General features: G+C 58.8%; 21 protein-coding genes and 4 tRNA genes. 16 read left to right on the top strand and 9 right to left on the bottom strand.

What is annotated here, in order from left to right:
- Positions 1-50: 50 nt before the first annotated feature.
- The gene (locus BLU52_RS15320) at positions 51-1,112 is read left to right on the top strand and encodes an AI-2E family transporter (protein ID WP_090284522.1); all 1,062 of its coding nucleotides are present in this window, start codon (positions 51-53) and stop codon (positions 1,110-1,112) included.
- Here BLU52_RS15320 and BLU52_RS15315 read toward each other — a convergent pair.
- From BLU52_RS15315 to BLU52_RS15305, 3 genes are all read right to left on the bottom strand, one after another.
- Complete coding sequence (locus BLU52_RS15315) at positions 1,109-1,291, bottom strand: hypothetical protein (protein ID WP_090284520.1); 183 nt, start codon at positions 1,289-1,291, stop codon at positions 1,109-1,111. The two genes, BLU52_RS15320 and BLU52_RS15315, sit on opposite strands and share 4 nt — an antisense overlap.
- Positions 1,292-1,393: 102 nt before the next feature.
- Positions 1,394-1,588 (bottom strand): hypothetical protein, encoded by a 195-nt coding sequence (locus BLU52_RS15310; RefSeq protein ID WP_016984641.1) that lies wholly within the window; start codon positions 1,586-1,588, stop codon positions 1,394-1,396.
- Between the two features lie 478 nt (positions 1,589-2,066).
- Entirely contained in the window at positions 2,067-2,423 is a 357-nt protein-coding gene (locus BLU52_RS15305) for a hypothetical protein (RefSeq protein WP_090284519.1), read from the bottom strand.
- Positions 2,424-2,678: 255 nt separating this feature from the next.
- On the opposite strand from BLU52_RS15305, the gene BLU52_RS15300 reads away from it, so the two are divergent.
- Positions 2,679-3,497, top strand: coding sequence for a shikimate 5-dehydrogenase (locus BLU52_RS15300; RefSeq protein ID WP_090284517.1), 819 nt, complete (start codon positions 2,679-2,681; stop codon positions 3,495-3,497).
- A gap of 307 nt (positions 3,498-3,804) precedes the next feature.
- The gene (locus tag BLU52_RS15295; RefSeq protein WP_090284515.1) at positions 3,805-4,323 is read left to right on the top strand and encodes a cupin domain-containing protein; all 519 of its coding nucleotides are present in this window, start codon (positions 3,805-3,807) and stop codon (positions 4,321-4,323) included.
- Between the two features lie 116 nt (positions 4,324-4,439).
- Here BLU52_RS15295 and BLU52_RS15290 read toward each other — a convergent pair whose 3' ends face one another.
- Positions 4,440-5,084 carry a YceH family protein gene (locus BLU52_RS15290; protein WP_090284513.1) on the bottom strand — a complete coding sequence of 215 codons (645 nt, stop codon included), beginning with the start codon at positions 5,082-5,084 and terminating at the stop codon, positions 4,440-4,442.
- A 125-nt stretch (positions 5,085-5,209) separates the two neighbouring features.
- Here BLU52_RS15290 and BLU52_RS15285 point away from each other — a divergent pair, with 125 nt between their 5' ends.
- Entirely contained in the window at positions 5,210-5,719 is a 510-nt protein-coding gene (locus BLU52_RS15285; protein ID WP_090284511.1) for a DUF1993 domain-containing protein, read from the top strand.
- 241 nt (positions 5,720-5,960) lie between these two features.
- Here BLU52_RS15285 and sstT read toward each other — a convergent pair whose 3' ends face one another.
- Positions 5,961-7,193 (bottom strand): serine/threonine transporter SstT, encoded by a 1,233-nt coding sequence (sstT, locus tag BLU52_RS15280; protein ID WP_090288584.1) that lies wholly within the window; start codon positions 7,191-7,193, stop codon positions 5,961-5,963.
- 310 nt (positions 7,194-7,503) lie between these two features.
- Between sstT and BLU52_RS15275 the strand changes: the two genes are divergently transcribed.
- Positions 7,504-8,661 carry an MFS transporter gene (locus tag BLU52_RS15275; RefSeq protein WP_090284509.1) on the top strand — a complete coding sequence of 386 codons (1,158 nt, stop codon included), beginning with the start codon at positions 7,504-7,506 and terminating at the stop codon, positions 8,659-8,661.
- Here the strand turns inward: BLU52_RS15275 and nhaR are convergent.
- Positions 8,656-9,555 carry a transcriptional activator NhaR gene (nhaR, locus tag BLU52_RS15270; RefSeq protein WP_090284507.1) on the bottom strand — a complete coding sequence of 300 codons (900 nt, stop codon included), beginning with the start codon at positions 9,553-9,555 and terminating at the stop codon, positions 8,656-8,658. The genes BLU52_RS15275 and nhaR overlap by 6 nt on opposite strands.
- A gap of 133 nt (positions 9,556-9,688) precedes the next feature.
- On the opposite strand from nhaR, the gene BLU52_RS15265 reads away from it, so the two are divergent.
- On the top strand, positions 9,689-9,931 hold the full coding sequence (locus tag BLU52_RS15265; RefSeq protein ID WP_090284505.1) for a hypothetical protein: 243 nt from the start codon (positions 9,689-9,691) through the stop codon (positions 9,929-9,931).
- 30 nt (positions 9,932-9,961) lie between these two features.
- Complete coding sequence (locus BLU52_RS15260; RefSeq protein WP_090284503.1) at positions 9,962-10,711, top strand: TerC family protein; 750 nt, start codon at positions 9,962-9,964, stop codon at positions 10,709-10,711.
- A 245-nt stretch (positions 10,712-10,956) separates the two neighbouring features.
- Here the strand turns inward: BLU52_RS15260 and BLU52_RS15255 are convergent, their stop codons facing one another.
- Positions 10,957-11,124, bottom strand: a complete 168-nt coding sequence (locus BLU52_RS15255; RefSeq protein WP_167359898.1) for a hypothetical protein — start codon at positions 11,122-11,124, stop codon at positions 10,957-10,959.
- Positions 11,125-11,356: 232 nt separating this feature from the next.
- On the opposite strand from BLU52_RS15255, the gene BLU52_RS15250 reads away from it, so the two are divergent.
- The 3 genes from BLU52_RS15250 to BLU52_RS15240 all read left to right on the top strand — a co-directional run bounded on the left by BLU52_RS15250 (position 11,357) and on the right by BLU52_RS15240 (position 12,540).
- On the top strand, positions 11,357-12,028 hold the full coding sequence (locus BLU52_RS15250; protein WP_090284502.1) for a cysteine peptidase family C39 domain-containing protein: 672 nt from the start codon (positions 11,357-11,359) through the stop codon (positions 12,026-12,028).
- 90 nt (positions 12,029-12,118) lie between these two features.
- Positions 12,119-12,322 carry a DUF6021 family protein gene (locus tag BLU52_RS15245; protein WP_090284500.1) on the top strand — a complete coding sequence of 68 codons (204 nt, stop codon included), beginning with the start codon at positions 12,119-12,121 and terminating at the stop codon, positions 12,320-12,322.
- Between the two features lie 11 nt (positions 12,323-12,333).
- The gene (locus BLU52_RS15240) at positions 12,334-12,540 is read left to right on the top strand and encodes a hypothetical protein (protein WP_090284499.1); all 207 of its coding nucleotides are present in this window, start codon (positions 12,334-12,336) and stop codon (positions 12,538-12,540) included.
- A 52-nt stretch (positions 12,541-12,592) separates the two neighbouring features.
- Here BLU52_RS15240 and pbpG read toward each other — a convergent pair whose 3' ends face one another.
- The gene (pbpG, locus tag BLU52_RS15235; protein ID WP_090284497.1) at positions 12,593-13,531 is read right to left on the bottom strand and encodes a D-alanyl-D-alanine endopeptidase; all 939 of its coding nucleotides are present in this window, start codon (positions 13,529-13,531) and stop codon (positions 12,593-12,595) included.
- A 229-nt stretch (positions 13,532-13,760) separates the two neighbouring features.
- On the bottom strand, positions 13,761-14,615 hold the full coding sequence (gene folD, locus BLU52_RS15230; protein ID WP_090284495.1) for a bifunctional methylenetetrahydrofolate dehydrogenase/methenyltetrahydrofolate cyclohydrolase FolD: 855 nt from the start codon (positions 14,613-14,615) through the stop codon (positions 13,761-13,763).
- A 275-nt stretch (positions 14,616-14,890) separates the two neighbouring features.
- Here folD and BLU52_RS15225 point away from each other — a divergent pair.
- From BLU52_RS15225 to clpP, 6 genes are all read left to right on the top strand, one after another.
- Positions 14,891-14,967 (top strand) — tRNA-Arg (locus BLU52_RS15225).
- 32 nt (positions 14,968-14,999) lie between these two features.
- Positions 15,000-15,075, top strand: a tRNA-His gene (locus BLU52_RS15220).
- A 57-nt stretch (positions 15,076-15,132) separates the two neighbouring features.
- A tRNA-Leu gene (locus BLU52_RS15215) sits at positions 15,133-15,217 on the top strand.
- 76 nt (positions 15,218-15,293) lie between these two features.
- Positions 15,294-15,369, top strand: a tRNA-His gene (locus BLU52_RS15210).
- Between the two features lie 401 nt (positions 15,370-15,770).
- Entirely contained in the window at positions 15,771-17,081 is a 1,311-nt protein-coding gene (gene tig / locus BLU52_RS15205; protein WP_090284493.1) for a trigger factor, read from the top strand.
- Between the two features lie 91 nt (positions 17,082-17,172).
- Entirely contained in the window at positions 17,173-17,808 is a 636-nt protein-coding gene (gene clpP, locus BLU52_RS15200; protein ID WP_007951559.1) for an ATP-dependent Clp endopeptidase proteolytic subunit ClpP, read from the top strand.
- Positions 17,809-17,836: the final 28 nt, after the last annotated feature.

Below are 17,836 nucleotides of genomic sequence, written 5' to 3'. Positions count from 1 at the left end.
GGTGACTAAGGTTCGGGGCGTGCGTGACGCCTGACAGACATGGACCGGACATGAACGAAAAGAGTCTTCAATTCAAATCCCTGACAGTGCTGCTGGTGCTGGTCACTGTAGCCTTCATCTGGATCCTGCTGCCGTTCTATGGCGCGGTGTTCTGGGCAGTGATTCTCGGCATTCTGTTTGCGCCGGTGCAGCGCAGGCTGCAAATCAAGTTCGGCTGGCCGCGCAACCTGACGTCGTTGTGCACGTTGAGCCTGTGCCTGGTCATCGCGATTCTGCCGGTGATCATCGTCAGCATTCTGCTGGTGCAGGAAGGGGCGACGGTTTACAAGAACATTGAAAGCGGTGAGCTGGACATCGCCGCTTATCTGGCGCAGTTCAAGCACAGCCTGCCGCCGTACTTTCAGCAGTTGCTCGACCGCTTTGGCGTGGGCGAGCTCGACAGCCTGCGCGAGAAAATCGTCAAGACCGCCATGCAGGGCAGCCAGGTGCTGGCGACTCAGGCGTTCAGTTTCGGCCAGGGCACCTTTGAATTCGTGGTGAGCTTTTTCATCATGCTGTACCTGCTGTTTTTCTTCCTGCGTGACGGTCCCGAACTGGCGCGCAAGATGCGCACTGCCGTGCCGCTGGAGGAAAACCACAAGCGTCGTCTGCAACTGAAATTCAACCGTGTGGTGCGTGCGACCGTCAAAGGCAACGTGCTCGTCGCCGTGACGCAAGGTGCGCTGGGCGGGGCGATTTTCTGGTTCCTCGACATTCCCAGCGCATTGCTCTGGGCGGTGCTGATGGCGTTTCTGTCATTGCTGCCAGCGGTCGGCGCGGGGATCGTCTGGGCGCCGGTGGCGGTGTACTTCCTGCTCAGCGGGATGATCTGGCAAGGCGTGGTGCTGGGCCTGTTCGGGGTCTTCGTGATCGGCCTGGTCGACAACGTCCTGCGCCCGATTCTGGTGGGCAAGGACACGAAAATGCCCGATTACATGATCCTGATCTCGACCCTGGGCGGCCTCGCGGTGTTCGGCCTCAACGGCTTCGTCATCGGCCCGTTGATCGCCGCGCTGTTCCTGTCGAGCTGGGCGCTGTTCGTCGAGACCAAACCCAAGGTGCAACTGCCTTAGGCATTGAACGACGCACTGACGATCTTTTGCGACAAGGCCTGTGCGGCGGGTAACGAGGTGAGCGGACCACTGATCGCCTCACCGTCGCGCATCAGATACCAGCAGGCAAGTAACCCCGACGCCCTGAGCGAAGCGGGAACCGCGCTGCCGACCACCGACATGATTTGAACCTGAGCCATGACCTGTACCTCCATTCAACAATGGAGCTACCTTAGAGATTCGCCGCTTCTACGGACAATCAACGCTTTCGATAGTGGTCATTGACGCCGTTGAGGGCTGCCTCAGTCGACCACTTGATCGAGCATGTGCATGACTTCGCGCTCGTTGAGCAAGCCCTTGTGCACCAGATTCTCCGCGAGCAGCGAAAGAAACTTGGCGCAGCGGTGACCTTCCAGATGCTTGAGCTCGGTCAGCGCGCTGTACACCTTGCTCGAGGTGCACAGACCAACAATGCGGTGCGGGTTTTGTGTTGGCATATCGTCGTCCTTGTTGTTATCAACCTGTTGTTTACGGACGGATTCAGATTGCGGCTCCGTCATGACAAACCCATGACCGTTTCGTGGAAATGCCCATGACGGTCGAGTCAATCATGCCGACTTTAGCTGCATAAACTGTTCTCGCAGCGACCTTGGCGAGATTTTTTCAGACGTTGGGCGACGAATGGTCGAATGCCCATCAAGATCAAAAGCCCCTCACCCTAGCCCTCTCCCAGAGGGAGAGGGGACTGACCGAGTGGGATGTGAGAGATGTTTCGGGGTGAGATACCGAAGCGGATGCGAGAGATGCGCCGATGCGAGATGCCGAGCCGGACGCAAAATTCGATGCCAACGAAGATCGGCGCCCTCTCCCTCGGGAGAGGGCTGGGGTGAGGGGTGAACTCAACGCAAATCCAAAGCCGATCGCACACTCTACACAAAAAAGCCCCGCTTGAAAAAGCGGGGCTCCGTGTTCCGGTCACCAGCGCGGACCGCCGTAATACCCATGCGGCCGGCCGTAATACCCGCGAGGCGGACCGTAATAAACCGGCGCCGGCTGCACGTAAACCGGTTGCTGCACGTAAACCGGCGCCGGCTGGTAATAAACCGGTGGCGGCGGCTGCTGCACATAAACCGGCTGAGGCTGAACGTACACCGGTTGCTGCACATACACCGGCCGATCCTGATTGATCAGCGCCGAGCCGATGATGGCCGAGCCGACGATCGCGCCAAACACTGCAGGGCCTTGCCAGCCGTGGCCACCACCCGCTTCTGCCTGACCCGTGACCGCGAGCGCGCCGATCAGCAAAGCCATAATGGGAAGTTTACGAATCATGATAAATCCTCGGTTCTTCGACCCGGCGGCAGGGCCTGCACCAGGCCCATAGTTGTCGCGGGGATACATCTGAGACAGTGAAATCGGCAAAATCAGCACAGCCGCTGGGTAAATTTTGTGTAAGGTCTGTAGCGGTTTCTTTACCCGGCTGAACGATCGCCGCGAAAGCCCTCTAAAACACGCCCCATGATCGTTCAGAGCCCGCGGGGCTGGCTAATCCCGTCTATCCGAAAGTGCGTTTGAAGGAGAAGTTTCATGCAGATGAACCCGAACAAAGACACCCAGCTGTGCATGTCCCTGTCGGGGCGGCCCGGGAATTTTGGTCTGCGTTTCCACAACCATCTGTATGAACAGCTGGGCCTGAATTTCTATTACAAGGCCTTCAGCAGTCAGGACCTGACCGGCGCGGTCGGTGGCATTCGCGCGTTGGGTATTCGCGGGTGCGGCGTATCGATGCCGTTCAAGGAAGCGTGCATTGCGCTGGTCGACGAGCTCGATGCGTCGGCGGCAGCGATCCAGTCGATCAACACCATCGTCAACACTAATGGCCATCTCAAGGCGTATAACACCGATTACATCGCCGTCGCCCAGTTGCTCCAGAGTCACGCCGTGCCCAAGGATTCGACCTTTGCCTTGCGCGGCAGCGGCGGCATGGCCAAAGCGGTGGCCAGTGCCTTGCGTGACGGCGGTTACAGGAACGGCCTGATCGTCGCCCGCAACGAGCGCGCCGGGCGTGCGCTGGCGGACTCGCTGGGTTACCGCTGGCAGGCAGAGCTGGGCGAGGAGCGCCCGCAGATGTTGATCAACGTCACGCCGGTAGGGATGGACGGCGGGCCGGAAGCGGGGCAACTGGCGTTTGAGCCGGAAGTCATCAAGGCGGCGCAGACGGTTTTCGATGTGGTGGCGATTCCCTCGGAAACACCGCTGATTGTGCGCGCCCGGGCGGAGGGTAAACGGGTCATCACCGGGCTGGAAGTCATCGCGATTCAGGCACTGGAGCAGTTTGTGCTGTACACCGGCGTGCGCCCGAATGAAGCGCAGTTTGCGGCGGCGGTGGCGTTTGCGCGTAGCTGATTGAGTCTTGCGGTGGCGGGGCGGACCTCGTCGCTTGCAGGCAAGCTCCCAAAGGTTGAGCGCGTTTTTTCAGCTGGAACCTGGTCAACCTGTGGGAGCCAGCCAGCCTGCGGTCTGGCGTCCGCCATCCCTTGCAGGCAAGCTCCCACAGGTTGAGCGCATTTTTTCAGCCGGAACCCGGTCAACCTGTGGGAGCCAGCCTGCTGGCGATGGCCGCGCTGCGGTAGCAAGCCAGACATCCTCGGCTATGCTGCCTGCGCGGCAAGCGCAGACTTGCCCACCACAAAAACCAGAACCGAGGCCGCCCATGCATCCGCCCATTCTCAATGTCGACGAGGTCGAACTCGAACCCCTTCCCGAGGCACTTGCCCCGCAAGGCGAAACCGCTGGGCGCTATCAACAGCGCTTCGCCCGCATCGGCCAGCGACTGGGCGCGCAAAAACTTGGCTATCGCCTGTACGTCTTGCCGCCGGGCATGCGCGGCAGTCCGTTTCACAGCCATCGGGTCAATGAGGAAATGTTCTACGTGGTGGCCGGGGAGGGCGAGGTGCGCCTGGGGGGCGAGCGTTTTACGATCCGTAGCGGTGATGTGATCGCCTGTCCACCGGGCGGCCCGGAGCAGGCGCATCAGATCATCAATACCAGTTCGGCCGAGCTGCGATACCTGGCGATCAGCACGCAGCAGCAACCCGAGATCTGCGAATACCCGGATTCGAATAAATACGCGGTGATGGATAACTTCAGCGTTGATGCCGAGGGCAATCCGTCCGGTTTCGTCGCCGTGGCGCGGCAGGCGGATGGGGTGGATTACTGGGATGGGGAATAAGCGCACGTCCCCTGTAGGCCTTCGCCTGCTCGCGATAGCGGTGTGTCATCCAACATATAGGTGACTGACACACCGCTATCGCGAGCAGGCGAAGGCCTACAAGGGGAATGCGTGAATTATTCGAGGCGTGCCAGGCGTTCTTCCAATGCAGCGATCCGTGCTTCGAGTTCTTCGATGCGCTCCACCGAAACGCCGGTGGCCGAGCGCTCTACGGGATTGTGCCGCGCGGCGATGATCGCCTCGATATCCGCCGGATCGCCCAGCGCATGGCTGTAACGGTCTTCACGCTGCCCGGCCTGACGCGGGATCAGTACCGCCAGGCCGCGAGCAATCAAGCGCTCGAGCTGATGTACCACTTGTTCGGCGTCTTCGAATTCATGCATGCGGCCGCTGCGGGTCAGCAACTCATTGACCGTCTGCGGGCCGCGCAGAAACATCAGTCCGCTCAAGATCACCTGCGCCGGCACCAGTTCCAGCGCCTTGTCGACCTTGTGCTCCCAGCGATCGGCGCGACTGCCCATCACCAGCCTGGTAAAACCGCGGCCTTCAAGGGCGCGCAGGCTCTGGCCGACCTGGCCCGGAGTCAGGTTCATCACCGGTTCGCGGCTGGTTTTCTGGTTGCACGCCAGCACCAGCGCATTGAGGGTCAGCGGATAGCTTTCCGGGCTGGTCGCCTGCTTCTCGATCAACGAACCGAGGATGCGGATTTCCGTGGCGTTGAGCCGTGGCTGTTCGGAGCTGGATTCTGGTTCGGTGGTCATCGCGCGTTCCCTCTGCAGTCGAAGGCGCCTAGCCTAATCCTTGCCCAACAAAAGGCAAGCCGTGTGGTCATCAAGCATGGCTATAATCGCCTCCTTGTTCCACCCAGCCATCACACGAGACTGCCATGACCATTTCCCTGTACGCCGCATCCGTCCCGGTTTTTCAACAAATGCTCAACGCCCTGAGCGATGTGCTGAAAAAGGCTGAAGTCCACGCCAGCGAGAAAAACATCGACCCGAACGCGTTCCTGCAAGCGCGTCTGTACCCGGACATGTTCCCCCTGACCCGCCAGGTGCAGATCGCCGTCGACTTCGCCAAAGGCGTGTCGGCGCGTCTGGCTGAAGTCGAACTGCCGAAGTACGACGACAGCGAAACCACCTTCGCCGAGCTGCAAGCCCTGATCGCCAAGGTTCTGGCCTTCATCGGCGAGATCAAGCCAGAGCAGATCGATGGCAAGGAAGGCATTGAGATCGTCACCCGTCCGGGCACCCCGAAAGAGAAGCGCTTCAGTGGCCAGTCGTATCTGCTGACTTATGGTTTGCCGCAGTTTTTCTTCCACGTCACCACCACGTATGCGCTGCTGCGTCATAACGGTGTGGAAGTGGGCAAGCGCGATTACATGGGCGCCTTCTGAATCGTAAACAACCCTCACCCTAGCCCTCTCCCGGAGGGAGAGGGGACTGACCGAGTTGTTTGTTCGAGATACGCCGGCCTGATCCATCGAGTCGAACTCTAATTTCGAACAGCACACAGATCGGCTCCCTTTCCCCCTCGCCCCCTTGGGGGAGAGGGTTGGGGTGAGGGGGCAAAAGATGTCAGCCACAAAAAAGCCCGCCAAAGTTCACACCGAGGCGGGCTTTTTATAGTTGTGAACATCAGGCCGTACGCTGGGCCTTCGCTTCTTCACCCAGGCAAGCCGCTGCAGTAAACAGCACGTCAGTCGACGAGTTCAGCGCAGTCTCCGCCGAATCCTGCAGCACGCCAATGATGAAACCGACCGCCACCACCTGCATGGCGATTTGGCTCGGGATGCCGAACAGGCTGCACGCCAGCGGAATCAACAGCAGCGAGCCACCGGCCACGCCCGAAGCGCCGCAGGCGCAGATTGCCGCTACAACGCTGAGCAGGATCGCCGTCGGAATGTCCACGGCAATCCCCAACGTGTCCACCGCAGCCAGGGTCAGTACGGTAATGGTGATCGCCGCGCCGGCCATATTGATGGTCGCGCCCAGCGGGATCGACACCGAGTAGGTGTCCTCATGCAGGCCCAGGCGCTTGCTCAGTTCCAGGTTGACCGGAATGTTCGCCGCCGAGCTGCGGGTGAAAAACGCGGTGATGCCGCTTTCGCGCAGGCACTTGAGGGTTAGCGGATAAGGATTGCGGCGCAGTTTCCAGAACACGATCAGCGGGTTCATCACCAGCGCCACGAACAGCATGCAACCGAGCAATACCGCGAGCAGGTGGGCGTACCCGAGCAGCGCGCCGAAACCGGACGTGGCCAGCGTCGACGCGACCAGACCGAAAATACCCAGCGGCGCGAAGCGGATGACCACGCGAACAATGACTGTGACGCCGTTGGACAGGTCGCCCAGCACTTCGCGGGTGGTGTCGCCGGCATAGCGGATCGCGATGCCCATGCCGATCGCCCACGCCAGAATGCCGATGAAGTTGGCGTTCATCAGTGCGCTGACCGGGTTGTCCACCACGCTTAGCAGCAGGCTTTGCAGTACTTCACTAATACCACCCGGTGCGCTGACCGCAACGTTTTCAGTCGACAGCACCAGATGGGACGGGAACGCCATGCTGGCAACCACGGCCACCACCGCTGCGCTGAACGTGCCCAGCAGGTACAGGAACAGGATCGGTCGGATGTGGGTTTCCTGACCATGCTTGTGATTGGCAATCGAGGCCATCACCAGCACGAACACCAGAATCGGCGCCACGGCTTTCAACGCCGAGACAAACACCTTGCCGATGAACGCGGTGGACTTGGCCGCTTCCGGGGCGAGCAGCGCCAGGACGATACCGGCGATCAGGCCGATCACGATCTGTGTCACCAGGCTGAGATTTTTCAAGCGTTGCAGGAGAGAAGGGGATGAGGCGGTCATGAACGGCATCTCTGTTTTTTATAGGGTGCGAGGTTGCGTGGGCAGGCACGAACCGAGTGTCGAATCGACATCAGCGCCAAAAAACCGGCCGCTGAACAGGCTGTACGTTTTGCAGGGCGCGGACTTTATCACAGCGTAGGCCTTATCCCTCAGGCATGTGACGATCTGCCACCCGTTTGTTTGGCTAATCAGACAGGTTTGTGCAAGTCAGGCCGGGGCACTCTCTGGTAAGCTGCGCCATCCTCATTTTCAAGTTTCGCCAGCGGGCCGCAAGGCCAACGCTGGTGTCGTCGTTTTTCTGGAGTTGCGCATGCTGTTGCCTATTCTTCTGTTGTCCGCCGCCGGATTTACGGTGCTGACCACGGAATTCGTCATCGTCGGCCTGTTGCCGGCGATTGCCCGCGATCTCGAAGTCACCATCCCTCAGGCTGGCTTGCTGGTGACTTTATTCGCTTTTACCGTGGCCATGTTCGGGCCATTTTTGACTGCGTATTTCGCCCGCTTCGAGCGACGCAAGTTGTTCATCAGCATTCTGATCATGTTCGGTCTGGCCAATACCGTTGCGGCACTGGCGCCGAATATCTGGGTCATGGCCGTTGCCCGATTGATTCCGGCGCTGGGGTTGCCGGTGTTCTGGGCATTGGCCAGCGAAACCGCGGTCGATATTGTCGGCCCGGATTTTGCCGGCCGCGCTATCGCCAAGATCGGTTTTGGCATTGTCTGCGCCACGGTATTCGGCATCCCGGTCGGCACGCTGATTTCCGACGCCTTCGGCTGGCGTACGGCGTTTGCGATTCTCGCGGTGGTCGCGTTTGCCAAGGCTCTACTGCTATTCGTCTACCTGCCGAAAACCAGCCTGCATCAGCATCAAGTCAGCTTCCGTTCGCAGTTCAAGATCCTGCGCAGCCCGCTGATGCTGGGCCATGTGCTGTTGTCGATCCTGGTGTTCAGCGGCATGTTCACCGCTTACACCTATCTGGCCGACATCCTTGAGCGTCTGGCCGGGTTCAACGGCACCGTGGTCGGCTGGTGCCTGATGGGCTTCGGTGCGGTCGGGCTGATCGGCAACTCGTTGGGCGGCCGTGCGGTGGACCGGCACCCGCTCGGCGCTTCGGTACTGTTCTGTGCGTTCATGATCGCCGGCATGGTCTCGCTGGTGCCGAACATTCATTCGCCGTTGGGCCTGGCGGTGGCGATGGCGATCTGGGGCGTGACCCAGGCGGCGTTGTTCCTGGTCAGCCACGTGCGACTGATGAAAGCCGCACCGGAAGCGCCTGCCTTTGCTGCCTCGCTGAACATCGCCGGGGCCAATCTGGGCATCGGTCTGGGCGCGATGATCGGCGGTCAGGTCATCGACAGCGCCGGCCTCGGCTTCCTCGGTTTTGCCGCTGCCGGGTTCATCCTGCTGTCGGTGTTCCTCGCCATGGTCCTGATGACCTTGAAGCCGCGCGAGGCCTGCGCTTCATAAGGTGGTAAACAGCTCGCGTCGGGCACCCTCGGTAATCGCCACGATGCCGGGGTGCTTGACCTTGCGCTCCACTGAAATGGCATAGAACGACTCGGTCACCGCGTCGGTCTGGCCAATCAATACGACGCCGTACTGGCGCTTCACCTCATCGGCAATCACGCTCGGACCAATGAAAATTCCGCTGCCGGATTGGCCGAACGCTTGCATCAACGCACTGTCATCGAACTCGCCGACGATTTGCGGCTGGATCTGCTGTTCGGCAAACCAGCGCTGTAAACGGCTGCGCACCACGGTCTCCGCGCCGGGAATCAGCAGCGGGGCGCCGTGCAGGCTGCGCGGGAAGTCCTGACCGTATGTTGCGGCCAGTTCGGCGGTGGCGAAAAAACTGATCCCGCATTCACCGAGTTTCTGGCTGTAGCCCTTGATGTCGAGGTGCGAAGGCATCGGGCTGTCGGAGATCACGAGATCGAGACGCTGGATCGCCAGATCCGCCAGCAAACGTTCGAGTTTGTCTTCGCGACAGGTGATGCGCAGCGGTTCGCTCAATTCCATGGTCGGCGCGATCAAACGATAAACGATGGATTTGGGCACCACATCGGCGACCCCGACGCGAAAAAGGATCTGCTGTTCGTTGGGCTGCGCGCGCAGCATCAACTCGAGTTCGCCGCCGAGCTGGAACATCTGCTCGGCGTAGGGCAGGGCCTGGCGCCCGGCTTCGGTGAGTTCCAGCTGTCGACCGACACGACGAAACAACTCGATGCCATAGGTCTGTTCAAGCAGGGAAATCTGCCCGCTGATGGTTTGCGGGGTCAGGTTCAGTTGCTCGCAGGCGCGCACAATGCTGCCAGTCTTGGCGACAACCCAGAAGTAATGCAGTTGACGGTAATTGAGCATGGCGATCTTCAGTTCGTGAAAATCGAAGTATAGCCGCTAAAAATACGAATTTTCCTGAAGTGTTCGCCTCCCTAGAATGCCCAGCCATCGACGGCTGCTCTGCGTGCCGCTCTGGTTTATTCGAGGAATCATTATGAAATACACATTTCCTGCGTTGATGTTTGCGTCTTTACTGGTTCTGGCAGGCTGCGACCAGGCCGAAAAAAGCGCCCAGCAATTGATGGGCGCGGCGGCTGAAACTGCCAAGCAAGCGATCGACGACACTCATAAAGCTGCCGAGCAAGCGCTCAGCGATGCCACCGGTGGCTTGATTCAGAAAAAAGAAACACCGGAAAAAGAAACGGAAGAATCCGAATCTTCCTCCAAAACTATCTAACCCCGTCTTACACAGAGTCAGGACTGACCCATGGAATATCTGTTAGAACTCGCCGCCAGCCCCACCGCCTGGGTTGCTTTGGCCACACTGGTGGTAATGGAAATCGTGCTCGGCATCGATAACCTGATCTTTATTTCGATCCTGACCAACAAGCTGCCTGAGCAACATCGGCAGAAGGCTCGCCGTATCGGTATCGGCATGGCGTTGATCCTGCGTCTGGCGCTGTTGAGCACCATCGCCTTCATCGTGCAGTTGACCGAGCCGGTGATCGAAATCCTTGGCCAGGCGTTCTCCTGGAAGGACATGATCCTGATCGCCGGTGGTCTGTTCCTGGTGTGGAAAGCCACCACCGAGATCCATCACAGCATGGACCCGGCCCCGGAAGATCCGAAGACCGCGACCTCGACCGTGACCCTGGGCTTCGCTGCCGCGATCGGTCAGATCCTGATGCTCGACATGGTGTTTTCGATCGACAGCATCATTACCGCTGTCGGCATGACCGAACACTTGCCGATCATGATCATTGCGGTAGTGGTGTCGGTCCTGGTGATGCTGCTGGCAGCTGACCCGCTGGCCAAGTTCATCAACGACAACCCGACCGTGGTGATGCTGGCCCTGGGCTTCCTGATCATGATCGGTATGACCCTGATCGCCGAAGGTTTCGGCGCCCACGTACCGAAAGGTTATGTGTATGCGGCGATGGCGTTCTCCGCGGGTATCGAGGTGTTGAACATGATGTCGCGTCGGGCTAAACAGAAGAAGGTTACTCAGCAGGCGTAATGGCAGGCAGCGTCAAGACCGCTTGGGCTTTTGGGCTCAGGCGGTTTTTTTTTCGCTTTGATATGGGTGGTGCGATGTGACGCCAGCCCCTCACCCCAGCCCTCTCCCGAGGGAGAGGGAGCCGATTTGAGGGCTTTTCAAGTAATGAGTTCGGCTCGATAGTGCAGGTCGGCATAACTTGCGAGAACAGCTCCGTCAGTTCCCTCTCCCCCCGGGAGAGGGCTAGGGTGAGGGGCTTTTGATCTTCAGTGCGCCGTCACATGCCGCCCACGATGCTCTTCGCTTTTCTCAGTTGGCGTAGTCTGCACCGGATGATGATGCCGCCGCGAAATCCGCAACACCCCCCACAACATGGCAGTCGCCACAGCCAGCCAGCCGGCAATCAACATCACGATGGTCATGGTCAGGCTCATCAGTGCCTCCTCTTCGCCCTGCAGCGGGCGCACACTTTTCAATTCGCTCTGTTTCACTGACAGTCTAGCCAATGGGGTGTTTCAGGCTATTGACCAAAGGTCGCTGGCGACCAATCAGTTCGCTCTATGCAATCGCCTCGTCTGCGGGTAAAGGCTATACCGCAGGCGGTCACGGCCCTATGATCGCAGCGTTGCCGGAACACGATGACCGGCGTCTGAACAGAGAGTGATGATGGTCCAGCTATTTTCCCGAGTGCGTGCGGCGCTGCTCATCGCCGTCGGTGCGGCAGTTATGAACGGTTGCGCAGGCACTGTGGCGCCAGAGGTCAAGCGTCTGCCGGAGCGGGTCGAGTTGAGCGGCACGTTCTATCGTGGCGAAGCCTATCAGAGCGGGCCGCAGGTGCTGGCCAGCCTGCTGTCACAGCAAGGCATCGTGATTACCCCGGGCCTGCTGGAAAAACCGTTGCAGTTGCCGGGTGCCGAAGACAAGTTGCAGCGCAACATTGAAAACCTCGCCCGCGAGTACGGCATGCTGGTCTACCCGCTGGACAGTAATCTGCCAGCGCTGTTGACCCAGGTAGCTGCCGGTTATCCGGTGATGGTGCGCTTTAGCGAAGGTTCGGCGTTCTGGGCCGAGCCGCGCTACGCGATTCTCTCCGGCTACGATCGCAACAAGCAGAACGTGCTGTTGCGCGCGGGGATGAACCGTCGCCAACTGATGGGTTTCAGCGCCTTCGAGTCGGCGCTGGAAAAGTCCGGCGGCTGGGCCATTCTGATCCAGAAGCCTTCGCAGATCCCTGCAGCCGTTGACCAGCAGCGCTGGCTGAAAGCAGCCGATGCGCTGGTCCAGGCCGGTCAGGAAAACGAAGCGGCGCAGGCGCGCAAGGCGCTGGCGGCACATTGAGGTCCGTTCGTCACTTGCCGGGCACGACTGCGTCCGGCTCGCCTCCTATGCGTAGAGCCCGTGATTTTGCGGGCGCACCAGGAGGCGCACATGGCAGATTCATCCCCGAAAGGCCCACATTCATCTGAACATTCCTCTGGCGATGATCTGGGGTTTGATCCAGATTCGCCCGACCTTGAAGATCCGCAAGTCGATCCGATCGGCCCCGCGAAGGCTCCGCTGGATGAAAAGCCCGACGATGCGCAGCGCAAGCCCGGCAAAGCCTACGACCCGTTGGGCGATCTGAAACCCTGAGCGAGGTGCATATGAGTACCGATTCAAGCTTCGATGACCAGAAACCGGACAGCGTGCCGACCACGCCCGAGTCAGACGTCGACCCGGTGCTCGATCCGGACAGTCCGATGCGTGACCCATTGGCGCGGCCGAATGTGCTGACCCCCGAGCCCTCCCGCGATCCAGCTGCGGGCGATGGCATCCCCGATGACGACAGGATGCCACTGCCCAACGATTGATCTGGCAGACGAAAAAAAGCCCCGAAAATCGGGGCTTTTTCCTGTGCGACAGCTATTTGGACGCTTCAACCACGCCGCTCTGGCGCGACTTGAGATTCTTCTGTGCCTTGTACTGCTGCGCGACTGCCGGCACCGCCGCGCTGCGACCGGTCTCCACCCAGCTGCGAATGCGGCTGGCGTCTGCAAAATGCGTGTACTTGCCGAATGCATCGAGGATCACCAGCGCCACTGGGCGGTTGGCCATTCTGGTCACCAGCACCAGGCAATGACCAGCAGGATTGGTGAAGCCGGTCTTGGTGATCATGATGTCCCAGTCAGCCTTGTTGACCAGGTGGTCGGTGTTGCGAAAACCCAGGGTGTAATTGGGCTTGCGGAAGGCGACGGTTTTTTCCTTGGTGGTACTGAGCTGGCTCAGCAGCGGGTGCTTGTGTGCTGCAACCAGCAATTTGCTCAAGTCGCGTGCGGTGGAAACGTTGCGTTCCGACAGCCCCGTTGGCTCAACGAAGTGTGTGCTGGTCATGCCCAGCATCTTGGCCTTGGCGTTCATTGCCGCGATGAACGCAGCGTAGCCACCCGGGTAGTGGTGGGCGAGGCTGGCGGCCGCGCGGTTTTCCGAGGACATCAGGGCAATCAGCAGCATTTCGCGGCGCGGCAGTTCGCTCTTGAGTTTGACTCGCGAGAACACCCCCTTCATTTCCGGGGTGTTGCTGATATCGACATTGATCCATTCGTCCATGTTCTGCCGCGCTTCAACCACCACCAGTCCGGTCATCAACTTGCTGACGGAGGCAATCGGCACGATCACGTCAGGGTTGCTGGAGTAGATGACTTTGTTGGTCTGCATATCCATGAGCAGGGCGCTGCCGGAGGCGATCTTCAGGGTCGAGGCATCGCGTGGGGCAGCGGTGGTTTCCGCAGCGTTGATCGTTGGCGTGATGAATGTGCCTGTAAATGCAAAAAACAGGCTCAGGATCGAAAGACGAATTTTCACGCGGGCGAACTCATAAAGGTTGGATATTCCGTTAGTTTGTAACGGGTTATTTCTTCAAAGCGTCGCATTCTAGGAGTATGGCTGAAGATCTGTCGATGGTTGTTTGAACGACCTGAAAAACTCGTGAAAAGGCCTGTAAAAAGAGGGGTTTCCGGCGAACGGTTACAGTTTTTTCTCAAACAATAAAAAACCCGCACAAGGCGGGTTTTTTCAGCGCTGAAAATGTCACTCAGGCGTGCAGGGTTTCTGCCGCATAAAGCGTGTTTTCCAGCAGGCAGGCACGGGTCATCGGGCCGACGCCGCCCGGCACCGGAGTGATCCAGCCAGCGCGGGGCAGGGCGGTTTCGTAGACAACGTCACCGACCAGTTTGCCGTCGTCCTGACGGTTGATGCCGACGTCGATCACAATCGCGCCTTCCTTGATCCACTCGCCCTTGACCAGGCCCGGCTTGCCGGCGGCCACGACCACCAGATCGGCGCGGCCGACATGGCCGGCCAGGTCCTTGGTGAAGCGGTGAGTCACGGTGACGGTGCAGCCGGCCAGCAACAGTTCCATCGCCATCGGGCGGCCTACGATGTTGGACGCGCCAACGACCACGGCGTCCATCCCGTACAGATCGGCACCGGTGCTTTCCAGCAGGGTCATGATGCCCTTGGGTGTGCACGGACGCAGCAGCGGGATGCGCTGGGCCAGGCGACCGACGTTATACGGGTGGAAACCGTCGACGTCTTTGTCCGGGCGGATGCGTTCCAGCAGTTTCGATGCGTCGAGATGCTCGGGCAGTGGCAGCTGCAGCAGGATGCCGTCGATTGCCGGGTCGTCGTTGAGGCGATCGATCAGATCGGTCAGCGCGACTTGCGTGGTTTCGGCGGGCAGGTCGTAGGCTTGAGAGAGGAAGCCAACCTCTTCACAGTCTTTACGCTTGTGCGAGACATAAACCTGAGAGGCAGGATCGCTGCCGACCAGGATCACCGCGAGGCCGGGCGTGCGCAGGCCTTGCTGGCGACGCTCGGCAACTCGTTGGGCGATCTGCTGGCGCAGGCTGGCGGCGATCGATTTGCCGTCGATTAGTTGTGCAGTCATTGCGCGTGATTAACCATCGAGAGGGGAAAAAATGAGAGCGCATTCTCGCATGTCGAGCGGTGAGGGCAAAGGCGCTTGGTCAGTAAATTCCTCTAACTCCTTTAATTAAATGAATTTTTTTCAAAAAGGATTTGACGACCTTCGGAGCCCTCTATACTATTCGTCGCACTTGTCGGGCACAGCCTAGCACTGGTTAAGAAGGTGAAGCGGAATCGAGGTTCTGCGACACTGGAAAGCACTTAGTTTGTAGTCCTTTAAGAGTACAGATTAATAAGGCGCCCGTAGCTCAGCTGGATAGAGCATCCGCCTTCTAAGCGGATGGTCGCAGGTTCGAGTCCTGCCGGGTGCGCCATTAGGCAGCATTGGCACAAGTAGCGCGATATGGTGGGCGTAGCTCAGTTGGTAGAGCACGGGATTGTGACTCCCGTTGTCGTGGGTTCGATCCCCATCGTCCACCCCATATTTCGAAAGGCGCCAGATGTAACAGTCTGGCGCCTTTGCTTTAAAAGCTTCATCCGCGGATGTGGTGGAATTGGTAGACACACTGGATTTAGGTTCCAGCGCCGCAAGGCGTAAGAGTTCGAGTCTCTTCATCCGCACCAATCAAAGCTTCATTCAAGTCTTCGGACGGGTGAGGTTCAACAAAGAAGTTGTTTGGCTTTTTTGTTACGCAATATGGTGGGCGTAGCTCAGTTGGTAGAGCACGGGATTGTGACTCCCGTTGTCGTGGGTTCGATCCCCATCGTCCACCCCATATTTCGAAAGGCGCCAGATTTAACAGTCTGGCGCCTTTTTTGTTTTAGCGCTTTTGAAATCCGGCATGGCCGGTTTCGAGGTGCAAGGGCAGGGCGCTTCGTCGTAATCATGTTGCTCGATGATGCCGCGCTGCCCGGCGTACTTGCTCGCAAGTGCGGCCGTCAGGAGTGACTGGCAGTCGCTTCTATATATAGAAGCGGTTGCTGCAGAGCCCTGGCGTGATGGTTTGTATTCGTCTGCGGAGCGCGCTGCTTTGAAAGTATCGCTCCGAATAAACTGCCTGCTGTTTTTTTACCCGTTTTCCGTAGGGTGACTTCTTGAGTTTGACCCACTAGAATGCATGCCCTTGATTCTGGGGTCGGAAACGGCCGGCTAACGTCTGTGCAACGAGGAATATCCATGCAAGTTTCTGTTGAAAATACTACTGCTCTCGAGCGCCGCATGAGCGTCACCGTGCCGGCTGAGCGCATCGAGACTCAGGTCAACAAGCGTCTGCAGCAGACTGCCCAAAAGGCCAAGATTGCTGGCTTCCGTCCAGGCAAAGTGCCAATGAGCGAAATCAAGCGCCGTTTCGGTGCCGATGCTCGCCAGGAAGCGGTAGGCGACGTCATTCAATCGTCCTTCTACGAAGCTGTGGTTGAGCAAAAGCTGAACCCGGCGGGTTCGCCGTCGATCGAGCCAAAGTCGCTCGAAGCTGGCAAAGACCTGGAATACGTTGCTGTATTCGAAGTGTTCCCTGAGTTTACCGTTGCCGGTTTCGAAGGCATCACCGTTGAGCGCCTGAGCGCCGACGTGTCCGACGCTGATCTGGACAAGATGCTCGACATCCTGCGCAAGCAGAACACCCGTTTTGAAGTGGCCGATCGCGCTGCGCAGAACGAAGACCAACTGAACATCGATTTTGTTGGCAAGGTTGACGGCGAAGTGTTCGCTGGCGGTTCCGCCAAGGGCACTCAGCTGGTATTGGGCTCCGGCCGCATGATTCCAGGCTTCGAAGAAGGCCTGGTCGGCGCCAAGGCCGGTGAAGAACGCGTTCTGAACCTGACCTTCCCAGAGGACTACCAGAACCTCGACCTGGCTGGCAAAGCCGCTGAGTTTACCGTTACCGTGAACACTGTGTCCGAGCCTAAGCTGCCTGAGCTGAACGAAGAGTTCTTCGCGCAATTCGGCATCAAGGAAAGCGGCATCGACGGTTTCCGCACCGAAGTTCGCAAGAACATGGAGCGTGAGCTGCGTCAGGCAATCAAGTCCAAAGTAAAAAACCAGGTGATGGACGGTCTGCTGGCCACCAACCCGATCGAAGTACCGAAGGCGCTGCTGTCCAACGAAGTTGATCGTCTGCGCGTGCAGGCTGTTCAACAATTCGGTGGCAACATCAAGCCTGACCAACTGCCGGCCGAGCTGTTCGAAGAGCAAGCCAAGCGCCGCGTCGTGCTGGGTCTGATCGTGGCTGAAGTGGTCAAGCAGTTCGACCTCAAGCCTGACGAAGCCCGCGTTCGCGAGATGATTCAGGAAATGGCTTCGGCTTACCAGGAGCCTGAGCAGGTCGTGTCGTGGTACTACAAAAACGAGCAGCAACTGAACGAAGTGCGTTCGGTTGTGCTGGAAGAACAAGTTGTGGATACTGTTCTGCAGAAAGCTAGCGTGACCGACAAATCGGTCTCTTACGAAGAAGCGGTCAAACCGGTAGAAGCTCCAGCAGCCGACTGATTGTTTTTGCGTTAGAAGTACACACATAAGCCAGCCTTCGAGCTGGCTTATGCGTATTCAAGACATAACTATTTGGGAGTGACTGCAGAGCATGTTCCGTAATTCGTATATTCAGCAGAACTCTGATATCCAGGCCGCCGGCGGCCTGGTCCCGATGGTTGTCGAGCAATCTGCTCGTGGCGAACGCGCCTATGACATCTACTCGCGCCTGCTCAAGGAACGAGTGATCTTTCTGGTGGGTCCTGTAGAGGACTACATGGCCAACCTGATCTGTGCGCAACTGCTGTTCCTTGAAGCGGAAAACCCGGACAAGGACATCCATCTCTATATCAACTCCCCGGGCGGTTCGGTGACTGCAGGCATGTCGATCTACGACACCATGCAGTTCATCAAACCCAACGTATCGACCACTTGCATCGGTCAGGCATGCAGCATGGGCGCGTTCCTGCTTACCGCAGGTGCCCCGGGCAAGCGTTTCTGCCTGCCGAACTCGCGCGTGATGATTCACCAGCCACTGGGCGGTTTCCAGGGCCAGGCGTCGGACATCGAAATCCACGCCAAGGAAATCCTCTTCATCCGCGAGCGTCTGAACACGCTGATGGCCAAGCACAGCGGCCGTACTCTGGAAGAAATCGAGCGCGACACCAATCGCGACAATTTCATGAGTGCAGAAGCGGCGAAGGAATATGGCCTGATCGACGAAGTGATCAACCAGCGCCCAGCTTAAAATAAGCGACGCATAGAGGCCTGGTCGG

Source organism: Pseudomonas granadensis, assembly GCF_900105485.1.
In the GTDB taxonomy this organism is placed as follows: domain Bacteria; phylum Pseudomonadota; class Gammaproteobacteria; order Pseudomonadales; family Pseudomonadaceae; genus Aquipseudomonas; species Aquipseudomonas granadensis.
This window is presented reverse-complemented; position numbering and strand designations above follow the sequence as displayed.